Below are 18,541 nucleotides of genomic sequence, written 5' to 3'. Positions count from 1 at the left end.
CCAGGGCTTTGTAGCGGGGAGCAGAATCGAACTGCCGACCTCAGGGTTATGAATCCTGCGCTCTAACCATCTGAGCTACCCCGCCGAATTGTGGTGCAAATATAAGGGGTAAGTTTTTAAAAAAGCAACAATTGGTGTACAAAAAAATATTTTATTTTCTGTATATTTAGCAAATCAGAAATTAATACTATACTTACTCAGTCACTTACAACAACAGATAATGAAAGCTACCAAGACGAAATTTGTGCGTGAGTATCCTATAAATGCATCTGCCCGCTTACTATACCCATACCTGAGCACCCCGAGTGGTCTTTCGCAGTGGTTTTGTGACGACGTTTCCATTGATGAGGATAAAGTTTTCAATTTTTACTGGGACGGCCGCAACCACTATGCCGAAATGACGAGCCACCGTATCAATCGCTCTGTGCGTTTCCTCTTTCTCAGCGAGGACAAATCCCATATATCTGACCCGTCCTATATCGACTTTTCGATCGAAACGAGTGAGCTGACGCAGGAGCAGTACCTGAAAGTGATAGACTATTCAGGCGAGGAGGACGAAGAGGAATTGGAGGAGCTTTGGGAGCACTTGATGCAGAAACTTCGTGAAATAGTGGGAGGGTAGCGCATCTTACCTTCAAAGGCTTATCTTTGCACGATTTTTGAAAGTCCGGTGTTAGAGAAAATAACCGGGTTTTCTGACGCCCGCTTGCCCATTGGCCCACATGAAGAAACTAGATAAGCTAATACTTAAATCATTTGCCGGCCCTTTCCTGCTCACGTTTGCCATCGTGGAGTTCATACTGCTCACGCAGTACATGCTCAAATACCTGGATGAACTGGTAGGGAAGGACCTTGGTTACGATGTTTTCGCTGAGCTGCTGTTTTATTTCAGCATTAACATGGCGCCTGTGGCCTTGCCCCTGGCGGTGCTGCTCTCCGCGCTGATGACCTTTGGCACACTGGGGGAGCACCACGAACTGACAGCAATCAAAACCTCAGGTATAGCATTACCGCGCATTCTGCGGCCAGTGGCTTTCTTTGTGATTGCACTTTCGATCGGCGCTTTTTTCTTCAACAACTATGTCGTGCCCAAGGCTAACCTGAAGGCATATAGTCTTCTTTGGGACATCAGGCAGAAAAAACCCGCTATGAACTTCAAGGAGGGAGCCTTTTACAACGGCCTGCCTGGGTATAGCATCAAGATAAATGAGAAACTGAACGATGGCCGCTCATTGCGCGACATCATGATCTACGATCACTCAAAGGGAGGTAATAATACCACCGTGATTTTGGCCGATTCGGGCCAGATGTATACCGAGTACAACGACAACTATCTGATTTTGGAGCTGTTCCGTGGCAACACCTACGTCGATCAGAACAACGGGGGCTTCCGGAATTCATCGGAACAGTTCGTGCGCGAAAAGTTCGACGCCACCAAGATCGTGTTCAGCCTGGCGTCGTTTGAGTTGGGCCGCACCCGCGAAGAGCTCTTCTCAGACAACAAAATGATGAAGAACATTGGGCAACTGACAGCGGTGACGGACTCCTTGCGTCGCTCAGGTATGCGCGAACGCCGGATGTATGCCCCTAATGTAGACCCGTTCTACATGTATTTTAAAGCAGACACAGGACAAGTTAAAAACGGCCTACCGCTTACCAAGACATTGCCTGACTCTGTGCACGAGAAAAAAACGCTGGCACCTGTCACGGCCGATGTCCTTTTAGCGGCTTCCAACAAGGCCCGGAATGTGAAGAGCTTTACCGGGAGCTACAGGGAGCGCGTCACGACCCTGAGCCGGGATGCCAACAACTATGAAATCGAGATATGGCGCAAATACACCCAATCAGTTGCCATCCTGATCATGTTTCTGATCGGGGCGCCTTTGGGAGCGATCATCAAAAAAGGAGGTCTAGGAGTGCCCGTGATCATTTCGATCATGTTTTTCATCGTGATGTACGTGTTGGGCATATTAGGGGAGAAGTGGGCACGTGAAGGCTTGATCTCTGTGGAGATGGGGATGTGGGGGGCGAATGCCATCCTGCTGCCAATCGGTTTGTTTTTCCTTTACCAGGCGCAGAACGATTCCAGCCTGCTGGAAGTAGACTTTTGGCGCAAGCTAATGACCCGTTTAAAGCGCAGCAAAATATAGCGCAGCACCAAAATAACTCGCCGCAAATAGTTTTTTAATATAGATATTTTATTTAACTTTGCGGCTTATACGAGAAACTATCCACTGAATATAACAGATTGATATTTTTTATACGCAATGAAATTAACTACTGAAGCGAAACAAGAAATTTTTGAAAAGCACAGCCTGAGCAAGTCTAAGACTGACACTGGTTCTGCAGAAGGCCAGATCGCGCTGTTCACTATGCGCATTGCTGATCTGACAGAGCACCTGAAGGTTCACAAGAAAGACTTCGGCACTCGTCTTGGTCTTCTTAAGCTGGTAGGTAAAAGAAGAAGACTTCTGAACTACCTGCAGAAAAATGACATTGAAAGATACAGAGCCATCATCGCAGAGCTTGGTATCCGTAAATAAGCTTATAGAATAGAAAATTAGGGAATTTCTAACAGGGATTCCCTAATTTTTTCTTACCCATTTTGTATTCCCCTCTTCCTCTTTGCCAGTACCCCAGCAGCGGCTGCAAACGGTAGCCCTGTTCTATTTGATGCTAAAAAATAATAATTGAAGATGTCACAAAACGCGATCACTAAAACAATCATTCTTCCGGATGGCCGGGAGATTATTATCGAAACTGGTAAATTAGCCAAGCAGGCCGACGGATCTGTTGTAGTTAAAATGGGTAACACCATGCTACTGGCAGCTGTTGTTTCTAACAAAGAAGCCCGCGAGGGAGTTGATTTTCTGCCGCTTTCAGTTGACTACCAGGAGAAGTTCGCTTCTTCCGGAAAGATCCCTGGAGGCTTCCTGAAGAGAGAGGCACGCCTTTCTGACTACGAAATCCTGATTTCGCGTTTGGTGGACCGCATCCTGCGACCTATGTTCCCGGATGACTATCATGCCGAAACGCAAATGACTATACACATGATCTCTGCCGACACAGAGATCCTGCCTGATGCGCTGGCTGCCCTGGCTGCCTCTGCCGCACTGGCTGTTTCTGATATACCTTTCAACGGACCGATCTCAGAGGTGCGTGTTGCCCGCATCGACGGTCAATTGGTAATCAACCCATCTGCCTCTGACCTGCAGCGTGCCGACATCGACATGATCGTTGGTGCTTCTATGGACAGCGTTGCGATGGTGGAAGGTGAGATGAACGAGGTTTCTGAAGAAGAGATGCTCGAGGCGATCGCCTTCGCACACGAAGCGATCAAAGTACAGTGCCAAGCCCAGCTGGAGCTTGCCGAAATGGTAGGCAAACTACAGAAGCGTGAGTACTCGCATGAAACACACGACGACGATCTGCGCCAGAAGGTATACGCTGCCACATACGAGAAAGCATACGAAGTAGCAAAGCGTGGCCGTGCCAACAAAGCCGAGCGTAAAGAAGGCTTCGCCGCTGTTCTGAACGAATTCGTTGAGTCATTGGGCGAAGAGCACGGGTATGACATGACGCTTATCAAAACCTACTACCATGATGTGGAGAAGGAAGCCGTACGCAATATGATTCTGAATGACCGCGTACGTCTGGACGGTCGCCAGCTCGACGAAATCCGTCCGATCTGGTCTGAGGTGAATTACCTGCCTGCTACACATGGTTCTGCCGTATTTACACGTGGCGAAACACAATCTTTGACGACGGTAACACTGGGTACTAAACTGGACGAGCAGATGATCGACAGTGCGATGGTTTCCGGTTCAAATAAATTCTTGCTGCACTATAACTTCCCGGCTTTTTCTACTGGCGAAGTGAAGCCAAACAGAGGCCCTGGGCGTCGTGAAATTGGTCACGGTAACCTGGCGTTGCGTGCGCTTAAGAAAGTGCTTCCAGCTGACGCTGAGAACCCGTACACGATCCGAATCGTTTCCGATATTCTGGAGTCTAACGGTTCTTCTTCCATGGCAACTGTATGCGCCGGCTCGCTGGCCCTGATGGATGCAGGTGTTCCTGTTAAGGATGCCGTTTCAGGTATAGCCATGGGCTTGATCACGGATAAGCAGACAGGTAAATTTGCCGTTCTTTCTGACATTCTGGGTGATGAAGACCACCTGGGCGACATGGACTTTAAAGTAGCGGGTACCAGCAAAGGTATTACAGCTTGCCAGATGGACATCAAAGTGCAGGGCTTGTCTCACGAAGTATTGAGCCAGGCGCTTGCGCAGGCCAGAAATGGTCGTCTGCATATCCTGGGAGAGATGAACAAGACAATTTCGGCTCCGGCTGCAGATTACAAGCCGCATACGCCGCGTTCGTTCAACATCGTGATTGACAAGGAGTTCATTGGTGCTGTAATTGGGCCAGGTGGTAAAGTAATCCAGCAGATCCAAAAAGATACAGGTGCCACAATCATCATCGAAGAGAAGAACGAGAAAGGCCATGTAAACATCTTCGCCAGCAACCAGGAGTCTATGAACAACGCTGTGAGCAAGATCAAAGCGATCGTGGCGCAGCCGGAGATAGGCGAGGTATACATTGGCAAAGTGAAATCAATCCAGCCTTACGGAGCCTTCGTGGAGTTCATGGCAGGAAAAGATGGTTTGCTGCACATTTCTGAAATCAAGCACGAGCGTCTTGAGACGATGGATGGCGTACTCGAGATTGGTGAAGAAGTGAAGGTGAAGCTGATTGACGTGGACAAGAAAACCGGCAAATTTAAGCTGTCTCGCAAGGCTATTCTTCCTAAGCCAGGCGCCGAACCACAGCAATAATTTTAAATTTAAATACTCCTGATGCCCGTTCCGTATAAGGCGGAGTGGCGTCAGGAGTATTATGTTTTGCCGTCGCGCAGAGGTGTCTTGATTTTATTCTTAAAAAGTAAGAACTTTGCGCAATTTTCTGTTGTTACCCCAACGAGCCCGGAATTAAGATTTTCACATTTTTTGTAATAACAATATACTCTGATGAGACAACTCAAGATAAGCAAACAGATCACCAACCGCGAAAGCCAGTCGCTGGACAAGTACCTTCAGGAGATTGGTAAAGTCGATTTGCTTACGCCAGATGAGGAGGTATCGCTTGCTCAGAGAATCAAAGAGGGAGATCAGTTTGCACTTGAGAAGTTGACGAAAGCCAACCTTCGTTTCGTTGTATCGGTGGCCAAGCAGTACCAGAACCAGGGCCTTTCCCTTGGTGATCTGATCAATGAGGGTAACCTGGGTCTGATCAAAGCCGCCAAGCGTTTTGATGAAACAAGAGGTTTCAAGTTCATCTCCTATGCAGTTTGGTGGATCCGTCAGTCAATTCTGCAGGCGCTGGCCGAGCAGTCTCGTATTGTGCGTTTGCCGCTGAACCGTGTTGGTTCTCTAAACAAAATCTCTAAATCGTTCTCTGAACTGGAGCAGAAATTCGAGCGCGAGCCTTCTCCTGAGGAGATCGCGGAAGTGCTTGAGTTGACTACTGCCGAGGTAGTGGACACGCTCAAGATCTCGGGCCGCCACGTTTCTGTGGACGCTCCGTTTGTGCAAGGTGAGGAAAACCGCCTGCTCGACGTGCTGGAAAACGAAGACGAGGAATCGCCTGACACAGGTTTGATGAACGACTCGCTCCGAAAGGAAGTGCAGCGCGCCCTGTCTACCCTTACCAAACGTGAGGCTGATGTAATCACCTTATACTTTGGACTGAACGGCGAGCATTCGCTGACGCTGGAGGAGATCGGAGAGAAGTTTAACCTGACCCGCGAGCGTGTTCGCCAGATCAAGGAGAAAGCTATCCGCAGACTGCGTCACACATCCCGAAGCAAAGCGCTGAAGCCTTACTTAGGATAGACTGATAAGCACAACAAGAAGAGCCCTGCCCGTAAGGTCAGGGCTCTTTGCATTTGCAGTGAACAATGAGGCTGTCCGCCGGGTTTATGCTAATTAACATAGGAAGTATGCAGGCAGAGCATCATATTTTTTGTATACTTGCAACCAATTTCGATTAAGCTTCACTTAAGAATGGAAATAGAGAAAGTAAAATGCCTGATCATCGGATCAGGTCCCGCTGGGTATACAGCAGCTATTTATGCTTCCCGTGCCGGACTAAACCCTGTACTTTACCAGGGCTTGCAGCCGGGAGGCCAGCTTACTATTACCAATGATGTAGAGAATTATCCAGGCTACCCGGATGGGATCAACGGTCCTCAGATGATGGAGGATTTCAAACGCCAAGCTGAACGTTTTGGAACTGATGTGCGCTATGGCATCGCTACTGCCGTTGATTTTTCTTCGCAGCCACACAAGGTGACAATCGATGACCAGAAGGTGATCGAAGCTCATACCGTGATCATCTCCACTGGCGCATCTGCCAAATGGCTGGGTATGGAGTCGGAGGCCCGCCTGAACGGGAATGGCGTGAGTGCTTGTGCCGTTTGCGATGGTTTCTTCTACCGTGGTCAGGATGTTGCGATTGTAGGTGCTGGCGATACGGCTGCTGAAGAAGCTACCTACCTGGCCAACATTTGCAACAAGGTATACATGATCGTTCGCCGTGACGAGATGCGCGCCTCTACCATCATGCAGGAGCGGGTGAAGAAGACAAAGAACATTGAGATACTTTGGAATACAGTAACGGACGAGATTCTGGGAGGTGAAGTAGTGGAGGGCGTGCGTGTGCGCAATGTGCTCACCGACGAACTGCGTGAGATCCCTGTGAGTGGTTTTTTCGTGGCAATCGGGCACCAACCGAACTCTGGCATTTTTGCGGATTATCTGAATCTGGACGAGAATGGTTATATCCGTACGATTCCGGGAACAAGCAAAACCAACATCGATGGGGTTTTTGCCTGTGGCGATGTGCAGGATTATACCTACCGGCAGGCAGTGACAGCAGCAGGCTCAGGTTGTATGGCTGCGCTGGATGCCGAGCGTTATTTGTCTGCACAGGAATTGCACTAAAATTTGCAAGGTGATATACCTGTCAGCCATAATTTGTTTTGGGCAGACAGCCGATAACCACAATAAAATGGCGTTGCTGTAGTTAGTTTTGCGACATTAAGCTTAATAGTAGCAGCCCGCCTAATATTCAATAGAATGCTAAAGTATAAAGCACCCCTTTCGATTGCACTTTTTTTGCTCTTCCTGCTTATTGGGTCGGGCAGTGCCTTTGCACAGGGAAAGGTCAAAGATCTGTTTAAGGTAAAGTCACCTAAAATTGATTACGTACGGCCTGATACCACCATCCTGATCAAATACGAGGAGTTTCCGGAGGATGATTCGGACGCTGGCAAGTCCATCTTCTTCAACCCGAAGAAAGAACTCTCCATTGTAAGCGAAGACACTTCAGAGCTCGACTTGGGAGAGCAGCATATTGTGGAGGTATCGGAGGAAGTCCTGATCGACTCTACCTGGATCAAAATTGCGGGATACTATGCCATTTGGGATACTCGGAACATCAATCCGTACCGTATGGACGGCCGGCAATTGAAAGATACAGTGGACATTACGCTGTATGATCCTAAAGTAAAACGCGACTACAAGATGCCATTGGAGAAGACCCCTGTGACGAGCCGTTTCGGGCATAGGGGGTACCGCTGGCATTATGGCACCGACATTGACCTCAATACCGGCGACTCTATCTACGCTGCTTTTGACGGTGTGGTGCGCATAAACAAATGGGATGGCGGTGGATACGGTAACTATATTGTATTGCGCCATTACAACGGGTTAGAGACGCTTTACGGGCACATGAGCCGTACCATCGCGGAGACAGGTCAGTTTGTGAAGGCCGGAGAAGTGATTGGATTGGGTGGAAGTACCGGCCGTAGCTCTGGGCCGCACCTGCATTACGAAGTGCGTTACCAGGGCAACCCGCTGGATCCGGAATTGATGTACGATTTTCCTGATTACCTGCTCAAAGGGCAGAGTTTCGTCATAACTTCAGCACTTTTCAACTATTATAACAAGTCTAAGGGTAGCAGCAGCAGTGGTTCCCGAAAGTCAACTTATCACAAAGTGAGAAGCGGCGACACTCTGTCAGGTATAGCGAAGCGTTACGGTGTTCCCGTTAGCCAGATCACTAAACTGAACGGAATCAGCTCGCGTACTACCCTGAAAGTCGGACGTTCGCTCCGAATCAGATAAAGAAGCAACTAATGACAAAGTTAGATATACTTGCCTTTGCCTCGCACCCGGATGACGTAGAGCTTGGCTGCGCCGGTACACTGATAGCCCACATTGCAGCAGGTAAGAAAGCCGGAGTTGTAGACCTGACACGAGGTGAGTTAGGAACACGCGGCACCCCTGAGGAACGTTTGGCCGAGGCAGAAGAGGCTGCCAGCATTATGGGCCTTACGGTGCGAGACAACCTGGGCTTTGCCGACGGATTTTTCTCCAACGACAGAGAACATCAGTTACAGATCGTACGCAAGGTACGTCAGTATCAGCCGGACATTGTGCTGATGAATGCCGTGCACGACCGGCACCCTGACCATGGACGTGGTGCTGCTGTTGTGGCAGAGGCTTGTTTCCTGGCTGGCCTTAAGATGATCAAAACTATTGGTGAGGATGGCTTAGAGCAGCAGGCCTGGAGACCAAAGGCAACTTACAATTTTATTCAGGACCGTTATATCAAACCTGATATTGTGATGGATGTAACGCCTTTCTGGGAGAAAAAACTTGAAACAATCCGGGCTTTCAAAACACAGTTTTACAACCCGGATGATAGCTCACCCAACACGTATATCTCTTCACCGGAGTTTCTGGATTTCATTGAAGCCAGAGCCCGCGAATATGGGCATGCGATAGGAGTGACATTTGGGGAGGGCTTTACCTCAGCCAAACAGGTTGGAGTCCGCAATCTTTTTGATCTGATATAATTTGGTCCATACATAACAAAAGCGGGCCGGTCTAATGACCGGCCCGCTTTTGTTATGTATGGGGAAGGCTATACCTTACTTGACTCTGTTTTTGCGCCAGTTGGAAGCAGGCCCGTTTTGCGAGCCTGTAGTAGTTGCACGAACTTTGAGCTTGTTGTTGCTTAGCAGAATTGCCGCCAGCACAGCTGAAATTTCTTCTGCATCATCAGTCAGTTCTGTCTCCAATACACTCGGCGTAAAGTAACGCTCGATGAATTTGGTGTCGAAATTCCCGGAAACAAAGGCCTCATGCTGCAGAACAAACTTGCCAAATGGCAGTGTCGTTTCTATACCTGTAATCTTATACTCGTCGATAGCACGCAGCATCTTCTCGATCGCCTCCTCGCGGTCTTTGCCGAACGTCACCAGCTTGGCGATCATCGGGTCGTAGTAGATCGGAATATCCATGCCTTGCTCAAAGCCGTCGTCCACTCGCACGCCGAGGCCTTGCGGACGCACATAGGTTTCCAGGCGACCGATGTCAGGCAGGAAGTTATTGGCCGGATCTTCAGCATACACACGCAGCTCGAGCGCATGTCCGTTAATTTGCAAATCCTCCTGACGAAAGTGGAGCGGGTTGCCCTCTGCGATCAGGATCTGCTCTTTCACCAGGTCAAGCCCCGTGATCTGTTCTGTTACCGGATGCTCTACCTGAAGGCGGGTATTCATTTCCAGGAAATAGAAGTTCAGGTTCTCGTCCACCAGAAACTCTACGGTGCCAGCTCCAACATAGTCGCAGGCTTTGGCTACGTCTACAGCGCAGCGGCCCATCTCATCCCGGAGTTCCGATGTCAGGACAGCAGAAGGAGCCTCTTCAATCACCTTCTGGTGGCGGCGTTGAATAGAGCACTCGCGCTCAAACAAATGCACAATGTTGCCATGCGTATCGCCTAATACCTGAATTTCGATGTGACGCGGAGATCCGATGTATTTCTCGATAAAAACCGAGCCGTCGCCAAATGCAGAGGTCGCCTCGCTAACCGCCAGTTTCATTTGCTCCTCGAACACCTCCACGCTCTCCACTACACGCATACCTTTACCGCCGCCGCCAGCACTTGCCTTGATCAGGATCGGGAAACCAACCTGAGAGGCGATCGCTTTGGCTTCTTCCACATCGGTGATGGCTTCTTCCGTACCTGGTACCATAGGGATCTTATACTTGGCAACAGCAGCCTTAGCGGCCAGTTTGCTACCCATCAGTTCGATGGCTTCCGGAGAAGGCCCGATGAAGATCAAACCGGCTTCCTGCACTTGCCGGGCAAAGTTGGCGTTTTCGGAGAGAAAACCATAGCCTGGGTGTATGGCATCTACCTGCAAGCGTTTGCAGACATCGATGATCACATCACCACGCAGGTAGGATTCATTTGACTTAGGGCCACCAACGCAAACAGCCTCGTCAGCGTAGCGCACGTGCAGGGCGTTGCGGTCGGCCTCGCTGTAGACAGCCACCGTGCTGATACCCATTTCTTTCGCAGAGCGCATCACGCGCAGGGCTATTTCACCACGGTTGGCTACTAGTATCTTCTTGATTTTTCTCATGCAAGAGCAAAGCTTTATTTTCTTCAAAGAAACGGTATAACGGGCAAACTTAAAAATGAGCCACTGAAAAAGGAGCAGCAGGAGTATTAGAAATTGTTTATGAATCTATAAAATCATAAATTTGCAGGCATTATACTCAGAACTGAAAACATAGTATAACTGACTATATCAGAACCTTAAATTATCCCAAAACTTAATTAAACACAAGGTGGATTTATTTGAAAAGTTGTTGACCAACAGAGGTCCTTTAGGCAGCCACTCACATTATGCGCATGGCTATTTCACGTTTCCAAAGCTTGAAGGGGAGATCGCTCCGCGCATGAAGTTTAGGGGCAAGGAAGTACTTACCTGGAGCCTTAACAACTACCTGGGTCTGGCTAATCATCCGGAAGTGCGCAAGGCAGATGCCGAAGCCGCTGCTGAATGGGGTATGGCTTACCCAATGGGTGCGCGTATCATGTCCGGTAACTCAAACCTGCATGAGAAGTTGGAATCGGATCTGGCGGAATTTGTGCAGAAGCCTGATGCTTTGTTGCTGAACTTCGGTTATCAGGGTGTCGTGTCGATCATCGATGCGCTGGTAGATCGCCACGATGTAATCGTCTACGATGCGGAGTCTCACGCTTGTATTATTGACGGTGTGCGCCTGCACCAGGGGAAGCGCTTTGTGTATGCGCACAACGATATGGCCAGCCTCGAAAAGCAGCTGGAGCGTGCTACACGTTGGGCTGAAAACACAGGCGGTGCCATTCTGGTGATCACAGAAGGTGTATTCGGTATGTCCGGTAACCTGGGCAAACTAAAGGAAGTGGTTGACCTGAAGAAGAAATTCCAGTTCCGTTTGTTGGTTGACGACGCGCATGGTTTCGGTACCATGGGTAAGACTGGTGCCGGTACTGGTGAGCACCTGGGTGTGCAGGATGGTATTGACGTTTACTTCTCTACTTTCGCCAAGTCTATGGCGAGCATCGGTGCCTTTGTGGCTGCTGATGAGCAGGTAGTAGAGTACTTGCGCTACAATATGCGCTCCCAGATCTTTGCCAAGTCACTGCCTATGCCGCTAACAGTAGGTGCTATTAAGCGTCTGGAGCTGTTGCGCACCAAGCCAGAGCTGAAAGACAAACTTTGGGAGGTGGTAAACGCCCTGCAGACTGGTTTGCGCGAAAAAGGATTCAATATCGGTACAACAGAATCGCCTGTTACGCCTGTGTTCCTGAACGGTCAGATTCCGGACGCTACGCAGCTTACGCTCGACCTGCGCGAGAACTACAACATCTTCTGCTCGATTGTGGTGTACCCGGTTGTACCGAAAGATGTGATCATGCTGCGCCTGATCCCTACTGCTGTCCATACCCTGGAAGATGTGAAGGAGACAATTGACGCATTTGAGAAGATTGCACAAAAGCTAGACAAAGGTCTATACTCTAAGTCGACAGTGTCCGTTTAATTTGCTGTAAAGGCATATATTAAAGTTTGCTAATCTTTGCATGTTATCATTTAATGTGTATATTGGAGCAGTAAAAACAAATGTTTCACTATAATTAACACCTCAAATGAACAACAACTTTAGCAAACTCAAGGACCTTGTAATGTCACTTGAAGCTGACTTCGAGAAATTCTACGACAAGAACAATGCAGCTGCTGGTACGCGTGTACGTAAAGGTATGCAAGACCTGAAAAACATGGCACAGGACATCCGTAAGGAAGTTCAGGACATGAAAAACAGCGCAACTGAGAAGAAATAAGCTTCTTTAAGCACTTAACAACTAAAAAAGGTGGTCTGCAAAGACCACCTTTTTTAGTTTAAACTACTTGTAAATCAGTTAGTTAACGGCAACAAGGTAGTAGTTTTTCTTTCCTTTCTGCACTACCAGGTATTTCTCCTGTAGCAACTCGTAGTTAACCGGTTCTTCTGTGCCCTGAATCTTCTGACGGTTGATGCTTACGCCGCCGTTTTTGATCATGCGCTTCGCTTCACCCTTCGATTCAAAAATCTGGCCTCCTGTCACCTCAGAAAGCAGGTCGCTCACAGTGGCGGCTGTTTCGTAGCTGCCACGGCTCACTTCTATTTGCGGCAAGCCTTCAAAAGCAGACAGCAAAACATCCTCTTTTAGGCCTTTCAGCGTCTCTAAATCGCCTTTTCCAAATAAAATTTCAGAGGCATCCACCGCCGATTTATAATCATCTTCGGAATGCACGCGAATTGTAACATCTTTAGCCAGCGCTTTCTGAAGCACACGCAGGTGAGGGGCTTGCTTGTGCTCTTCAATTATGCGCTCGATCTCGTCCTGTGGCAACAGCGTGTATACCTTGATCAATTTCTCAGCTTCTTCGTCTGAGAGGTTGAGCCAGAACTGGTAGAACTTGTAAGGTGAGGTAAAGGCTGGGTCGAGCCATACGTTGCCCCCTTCAGACTTGCCAAATTTAGTACCATCCGCTTTTGTCACCAATTTGCCCACCAAGGCATAGGCTTTGCCATCGTCGATACGGCGAATGAGTTCGGTACCAGTCGTGATGTTGCCCCACTGATCCGATGCACCCATCTGCAGGCGCACGTTTTTGTTCTTGTAAAGATGGTAGAAATCGTAACCCTGTATCAGTTGGTAGGTGAACTCGGTATAGGAGAGGCCCTCGGCACGGTTGCCCTCTTCGTCGGCGCTGATGCGCTTTTTCACAGAGTCCTTTGCCATCATATAATTAACGGTGAGGTGTTTGCCCACTTCACGCAGGAAGCCCAGAAAGCTGAACTCTTTGAACCAATCGTAGTTGTTCACGATCTCAGCTGAATTTTCGCCGCAGTTAAAGTCGAGGAACTTCTCCAACTGCTTGCGTATACCTGCCTGGTTAGCCTGTAGCGTGGCTTCATCCAACAGGTTGCGCTCCGCTGATTTGCCTGAAGGGTCGCCGATCATACCGGTGGCACCGCCTACAAGCGCGATCGGCTTATGGCCAGCCCGCTGCAAGTGAACCAGCAGCATGATCGTCGCCAGGTTACCTATGTGCAAGGAGGATGCCGTCGGGTCGAAGCCGATATAGCCGGTGGTCATGCCCGAAGCGAGTTGTTCTTCTGTACCCGGCATGAAATCGTGGAGCATGCCTCTCCATCTTAATTCTTCTATCAGATTCATGTAAGCCTTTATAATCGTCTGTTCAGGGCAAAGATATAAAAGAGTTAGCAGATTCATGGTCTGTTCACGCTAGTGGCCTGATCCGGACTTAGTCTTTATCCCGGTTATTGCTACTTTGGAAGGAGGTATACCTCATGGTCTGCAAAGCACATGACCACTGACTGACTGCTTAGAAGCAAGAGGGATATTACGCCCGGCTTTTATTAGTAGTTAGCAGTTGCGGAAGATAATTAGGTAGAGCGTTAAGTTTTGTTTCTTGTTTTAAAGTGCTCACATGCAATATTTAACCTTTTAACACTTTAAGTATCGGGTGAATATACTTTTTAAAAAATCACTCGCTTGAAACAACCTCATAACCGTTTTCATAAACTTGCTGTCATCGCAGGTATAGCTTATGCAGAAACTTGATATCCACGCGTTGCCTTGGTTAAGGCTTTATCTGGCTTGTATAAGATGCAAGCATGCCGGGCCGGTGGTATGTTAATTTATTTTTGACAATTCTGCCTTTATTTGCAGCACATATACCTGTATATTTGATGGCTGTATACCTGAACATTCACCCTATTAGATTTTTCTGACGCCATGTCGCATACCCCTGAGGGCATCTTGGAGCAATTGAAGAAAAGGCAGTTTGCCCCCGTGTATTTTCTGCAGGGAGAGGAGCCTTTTTATATCGACCAAATTGCCGACTTTATTGAGGCAAATGCCTTGCAGGAGCACGAAAAGGGCTTCAACCAGGTCGTGATCTATGGCAAAGATGTGGATGTGGCTACCGTCTTGCTGCAGGCCAAACGTTTCCCGATGATGGCCGAGCGGCAGGTTGTGATCGTTAAGGAGGCCCAAAGTATAGTGGACCTGGAGCGGGAAGAGGGTATGAAACAGCTGGAGGCTTACCTGCAAAACCCCTTGCCCTCCACAATACTGGTGCTATGCCACAAGCATAAGTCCCTGGATGGCCGCAAGTCCCTGGGCAAGGTGGTGCAAAAGCATGCGGTCCTGCTCACCACTAAAAAGCTCTACGACAACCAGATTCCTGCCTGGATAACGGGCTATGTCAAAAGCAAAGGTTTGCAGATCAGCCCGAAGGCTGTGCTGTTACTGAGCGAGTATATCGGTGCCGACCTGTCCCGCCAGGCCAATGAGATCGACAAACTGTTAATCAACCTGCAGCCGGGGCAAATGATAGACGAGCGGGTAGTGCAGGAGAACGTCGGCATCAGCAAAGAGTACAATATCTTCGAGCTGCAGTCTGCGCTTATCGCACAGGATGCGCTGAAGGCCAACCGGATTGTTCAGTACTTTGAGGCGAATCCAAAAAATAATCCGCTTATACCTAACCTGAGCCTGCTCTTTACGTTTTTCACCAAGCTTTTAACTTTGCACCAGTCGGCTGATAAGTCTGAGGCGGGGATCAGGAAGAGTCTGGGTAACCGGGGCTTTCTGGCAAAAGAGTACATGCAGGCGCTCCGGGTTTTTCCGCTAGTGCGCGTAGTCGCCGTTATTCATCATATCCGGGTGGCCGACTTGCAGGTAAAGGGCATCAGCGGTGGCGATATGAGTGAATCTGAAATTTTAAAGGAACTCGTTTTCAAGATCTTACATCCGGTTCCCAGAACTTTGGCAAGTCATTAGGTACAATTTCATGCGTACAGCACAATATTTGCTGCTGCTGCGGCATTGTATAGAGGTATAAGGTTTATCCAAGTGCCCAGGGTCGGATGTTTATTGCAGATGGTTCGCACGGTTATCTATTTTTGATTAATTTTGAATTTGCCTGTAAGGCACGGCGCTAGCGGGTGCTGTAGCCAATAGTTCTAAGATTTAGCCATAAGAATAGCTCGAGAGCGAGCAGCAAGATACATATGAAGATAGCCTATAAAGTAGCGCTGGCATCGGTTTTGGCTGGAGGCAGTCATGTAGCGGTAGCCCAGCACACCCAGGTGTTTAACGCAAAAGACAAGCATTACCACGAAGGCGTAGAGCTCTTTGACCGGGCCAAGTACGGTGCGGCGCAGGAAGCTTTCCGTAAGTACATTAACCTGATTGGTGACGATGCCAAGACCGCGGACGCGCAGTACTACTATGCCTTAAGTGGACTATACCTGCTGCACCCCGATGCTGAACAGCTGATCCTGAACTTTACACGCAAATTCCCGACCCACCCGAAAACGGCGCTGGCCAATTACGAGCTGGGTCTGTATTACTTTGAGAACAAGGACTACAAAAAGGCGGTAGAGAAACTCGAAAGCGCACCGACTCATCTGCTCAGTATCAAGCAAAACAAAGAGCTGGAGTTTAAGCTCGGTTATTCTTATTTCGCAAACAAGGACTTCAAGAACGCCAAGATCTGGTTCGATAAAAACAAAACGACCGGTTTCAGAGAAGACGAGCATCGTTTTGCCTATGCCTCCAACTACTACGCCGGCTATATTTCCTACCGAGAGGGGGATTATGACGCCGCCAAGGCTGACCTGTTGATCGCTGAAAAGAATGAGGCGTATGCGCAGATCGTGCCTTACATGATCACGGAGATCCTTTATAAGGAACAGGATATTTACGAAGTGATCCGCTACGGAGAGGCGGCCTTGGCCAAAACTCCCAAAGTGCAGCAGGCCGAAGAAATTGCGCTTTTGGTGGGTGATGCCTATTACCAGCGCGCCGATTACAAATCAGCTGAGAAGTACTTCAGCCAGTATGCGCAGGGCAAACGGAAGCTTGAACCGGTGATCCAATATAAGATCGCTTATACGGACTATAAGAATGGCAACTTCAAAAATGCCATTGCCAACTTTAAGGAAGTAGCAAGTAAGAAAGACGCGCTGGGACAAAATGCAGCTTATTATCTGGGCATGAGCTATTTGCGCGAGGATAACAAACAGTATGCCCTCACTGCTTTTGACCAGGCGCGCAAAAACGACCAGGACAGGACGATTACCGAAGCGGCAACCGTAAAGTTTGCGCAGGTAAGCTATGAGCTGGGCAATTTCCGCGATGTTTTCAATTCTCTCCAGAACTTCAACCAGGAGTTCCCCAAATCAGAGCATGCCGCTGACGTAGATAACCTGCTCACCGAGGCTTACTTTAATTCGAACAACTATTCGGAGGCGATCAGACACATTGAGAGCATGCCGAACAAGAGCTACAAAATGCTGGAAACTTACCAGCGTGTTACGCATTTGTATGGCGTCAATCTTTACAACGAAGGCAAGTTCCCGACCGCCGTTTCGTTGCTGGACAAGTCGCTGCAGTATCCTTATGACAAGGAGATCACGGCGGCCAGCCACTTTGTGAAAGGAGAGGCTTACTCTATGGGGCAGCGCTACGTGGATGCCATCAACAGTTATGCGGCTGTATTCCGTAACAGCGAAGCCCGCAAGTCGGAGTATTACATGAAGTCCCGCTACGGCATTGGCTACGCCTACTATAATAACAAGGAGTATGACAAGGCGATGCCGCACTTCAAGGCGTATGTAGATGGCACCAGCCCGAGCGACCCGAACCATTACGATGCCATGATGCGACTGGCCGACCTGCATTATGTGAACAAGCAGTATGCCCCTGCCTTGTCGCTCTACGATAAAGTTTTGGCTTCTAATTCCAATGACAAAGACTATGTGTACTTCCAGAAAGGAATTGTGCTTAGCTTAATGGGTAACAAAGAAGCAGCCAAGCAGAACCTGCAGACCGTTTACAGCCAATACCAGAAATCGCGCTACGTGGAGCCGGCCATGTACCAGCGTGCCATCATCGATTTTGAATCGGGTAACTACCAGTCAGCTGTTTCTGGCTTTACGGCGCTCATACAAGGACGGCCTCAAAGCCGCCTGGTGCCTAATGCCCTGGAGAAAAGAGGTATAGCCTACGCTAACCTGGGCCGTAATGCCGAGGCTGCCGCAGACTACAAGCGTGTACTCGACGAATTCCCGAACTCCCGTTCAGCAAGCGGTTCGCTTTACAGCTTGCAGGAAGTACTGGCCACTCAGAACAGAAGCGCTGAATTTGATGTGTATGCAGAAAAATTCAGAACGGCCAACCCAGAGAGTAATGCACTGGAAAGTATTGAGTTCGAAGCTTCTAAGACCTTGTACTTCAACGAAAAGTACGACCAGGCTGTCACCAAACTCGAGAATTACCTGAAAACTTATCCGAACAGCCCATATGTGAGCGATGCGAATTACTTCCTGGCAGATTCTTATTTGCGCATTAACCAAACGGAGCAAGGTTTGAAGCTGATGAAGGCTGTTGTGGCGGAAAATAAGAGTGAGTATGTAAACCGTGCAATCCAGAAGGTGGCAGACGCTGAGTTTGAGAACAAGAACTACGCTGAGGCAATTAAGTACTACAGTCGCCTGCGTGACACAGCCACTAACCGTCGTGAGCAGCAGACAGCTCTGACCGGCCTGATGAAGAGTCACTTCCTCTCGAATGATTATGCGGCCTCGAAGCGTATTGCCAACGAGCTGATCAGCCAGGGGAACTCTGCCCTCTATGTGTTTAACACGGCACAACTCTACAAGGGCAAGGCAACCTATGCCGAAGGCAACCTGGACCAAGCGCTGAAAGAGCTGCGAGAAGCAGCTTCATCTGCGACAGATGAAAACGGAGCTGAAGCGCACTACCTGGTAGCGGAGATACTGTACAAGCAGAAAAAATATGCCGAGTCAATTGATGTTGCATTTGACTTTAACTCGAAGTTCTCAAACTACGACTTCTGGCTGGGCAAGTCCTTCCTGATCATAGCGGATAACTACGTGGCACAGAACGAGACCTTCCAGGCGACTTCAACCCTTAACTCCATCATCGAGCACTCACCGGTGCCGGAGATCGTGGCTGATGCAAAACAGAAGCTGGCCAAATTGGGAGGCGCTCCGAGCACAGCCCCAGCAGACTCCGTGAAAGGAAGAAGAAGATAATG

At 48.9% G+C, this 18,541-nt stretch carries 14 protein-coding genes and 1 tRNA gene; 12 read left to right on the top strand and 3 right to left on the bottom strand.

Translation table 11 applies throughout. The annotated features are described in order from the left end of the window. Positions 1-11: 11 nt before the first annotated feature. A tRNA-Met gene (locus BD749_RS03000) sits at positions 12-85 on the bottom strand. 135 nt (positions 86-220) lie between these two features. Between BD749_RS03000 and BD749_RS02995 the strand changes: the two genes are divergently transcribed. The 8 genes from BD749_RS02995 (at position 221) to bshB1 (ending at position 8,920) form a co-directional block, all read left to right on the top strand. Then, positions 221-622 (top strand): START-like domain-containing protein, encoded by a 402-nt coding sequence (locus tag BD749_RS02995; protein ID WP_101442881.1) that lies wholly within the window; start codon positions 221-223, stop codon positions 620-622. Between the two features lie 100 nt (positions 623-722). Beyond that, positions 723-2,150: an LptF/LptG family permease gene (locus BD749_RS02990; RefSeq protein ID WP_101442880.1), complete on the top strand. Its 1,428-nt coding sequence runs from the start codon at positions 723-725 to the stop codon at positions 2,148-2,150. Positions 2,151-2,267: 117 nt separating this feature from the next. Continuing rightward, the gene (gene rpsO / locus BD749_RS02985; protein WP_101442879.1) at positions 2,268-2,543 is read left to right on the top strand and encodes a 30S ribosomal protein S15; all 276 of its coding nucleotides are present in this window, start codon (positions 2,268-2,270) and stop codon (positions 2,541-2,543) included. A gap of 153 nt (positions 2,544-2,696) precedes the next feature. Then, positions 2,697-4,835 carry a polyribonucleotide nucleotidyltransferase gene (pnp, locus tag BD749_RS02980; protein ID WP_101442878.1) on the top strand — a complete coding sequence of 713 codons (2,139 nt, stop codon included), beginning with the start codon at positions 2,697-2,699 and terminating at the stop codon, positions 4,833-4,835. A 192-nt stretch (positions 4,836-5,027) separates the two neighbouring features. Beyond that, positions 5,028-5,891: a sigma-70 family RNA polymerase sigma factor gene (locus BD749_RS02975; protein WP_007656436.1), complete on the top strand. Its 864-nt coding sequence runs from the start codon at positions 5,028-5,030 to the stop codon at positions 5,889-5,891. Positions 5,892-6,062: 171 nt separating this feature from the next. Next, positions 6,063-7,001 carry a thioredoxin-disulfide reductase gene (gene trxB / locus BD749_RS02970; RefSeq protein WP_101442877.1) on the top strand — a complete coding sequence of 313 codons (939 nt, stop codon included), beginning with the start codon at positions 6,063-6,065 and terminating at the stop codon, positions 6,999-7,001. Between the two features lie 135 nt (positions 7,002-7,136). Continuing rightward, positions 7,137-8,186 (top strand): M23 family metallopeptidase, encoded by a 1,050-nt coding sequence (locus tag BD749_RS02965; RefSeq protein ID WP_245868658.1) that lies wholly within the window; start codon positions 7,137-7,139, stop codon positions 8,184-8,186. An 11-nt stretch (positions 8,187-8,197) separates the two neighbouring features. Then, complete coding sequence (gene bshB1, locus BD749_RS02960; RefSeq protein ID WP_101442876.1) at positions 8,198-8,920, top strand: bacillithiol biosynthesis deacetylase BshB1; 723 nt, start codon at positions 8,198-8,200, stop codon at positions 8,918-8,920. A 75-nt stretch (positions 8,921-8,995) separates the two neighbouring features. Here bshB1 and accC read toward each other — a convergent pair whose 3' ends face one another. After that, a complete protein-coding gene (accC, locus tag BD749_RS02955; protein WP_101442875.1) occupies positions 8,996-10,498 on the bottom strand; it encodes an acetyl-CoA carboxylase biotin carboxylase subunit in 1,503 nt (500 codons plus the stop codon). A gap of 208 nt (positions 10,499-10,706) precedes the next feature. On the opposite strand from accC, the gene BD749_RS02950 reads away from it, so the two are divergent. After that, positions 10,707-11,945 (top strand): aminotransferase class I/II-fold pyridoxal phosphate-dependent enzyme, encoded by a 1,239-nt coding sequence (locus BD749_RS02950; RefSeq protein ID WP_101442874.1) that lies wholly within the window; start codon positions 10,707-10,709, stop codon positions 11,943-11,945. Between the two features lie 106 nt (positions 11,946-12,051). Further along, positions 12,052-12,243 carry a histone H1 gene (locus BD749_RS02945; RefSeq protein WP_101442873.1) on the top strand — a complete coding sequence of 64 codons (192 nt, stop codon included), beginning with the start codon at positions 12,052-12,054 and terminating at the stop codon, positions 12,241-12,243. Positions 12,244-12,321: 78 nt separating this feature from the next. Here the strand turns inward: BD749_RS02945 and tyrS are convergent, their stop codons facing one another. Further along, a complete protein-coding gene (tyrS, locus tag BD749_RS02940; protein WP_101442872.1) occupies positions 12,322-13,626 on the bottom strand; it encodes a tyrosine--tRNA ligase in 1,305 nt (434 codons plus the stop codon). Between the two features lie 582 nt (positions 13,627-14,208). Between tyrS and holA the strand changes: the two genes are divergently transcribed. Continuing rightward, complete coding sequence (gene holA / locus BD749_RS02935; protein ID WP_101442871.1) at positions 14,209-15,258, top strand: DNA polymerase III subunit delta; 1,050 nt, start codon at positions 14,209-14,211, stop codon at positions 15,256-15,258. Between the two features lie 230 nt (positions 15,259-15,488). Next, the gene (locus tag BD749_RS02930; RefSeq protein ID WP_101442870.1) at positions 15,489-18,539 is read left to right on the top strand and encodes a tetratricopeptide repeat protein; all 3,051 of its coding nucleotides are present in this window, start codon (positions 15,489-15,491) and stop codon (positions 18,537-18,539) included. The last annotated feature ends 2 nt before the right edge of the window (positions 18,540-18,541 follow it).

It is taken from the genome of Pontibacter ramchanderi, from assembly GCF_002846395.1.
GTDB classification, from domain to species: Bacteria; Bacteroidota; Bacteroidia; order Cytophagales; family Hymenobacteraceae; genus Pontibacter; species Pontibacter ramchanderi.
Note: the sequence above shows the minus strand (reverse complement) of the source record. Positions and strands in the feature narration are given on the sequence as shown.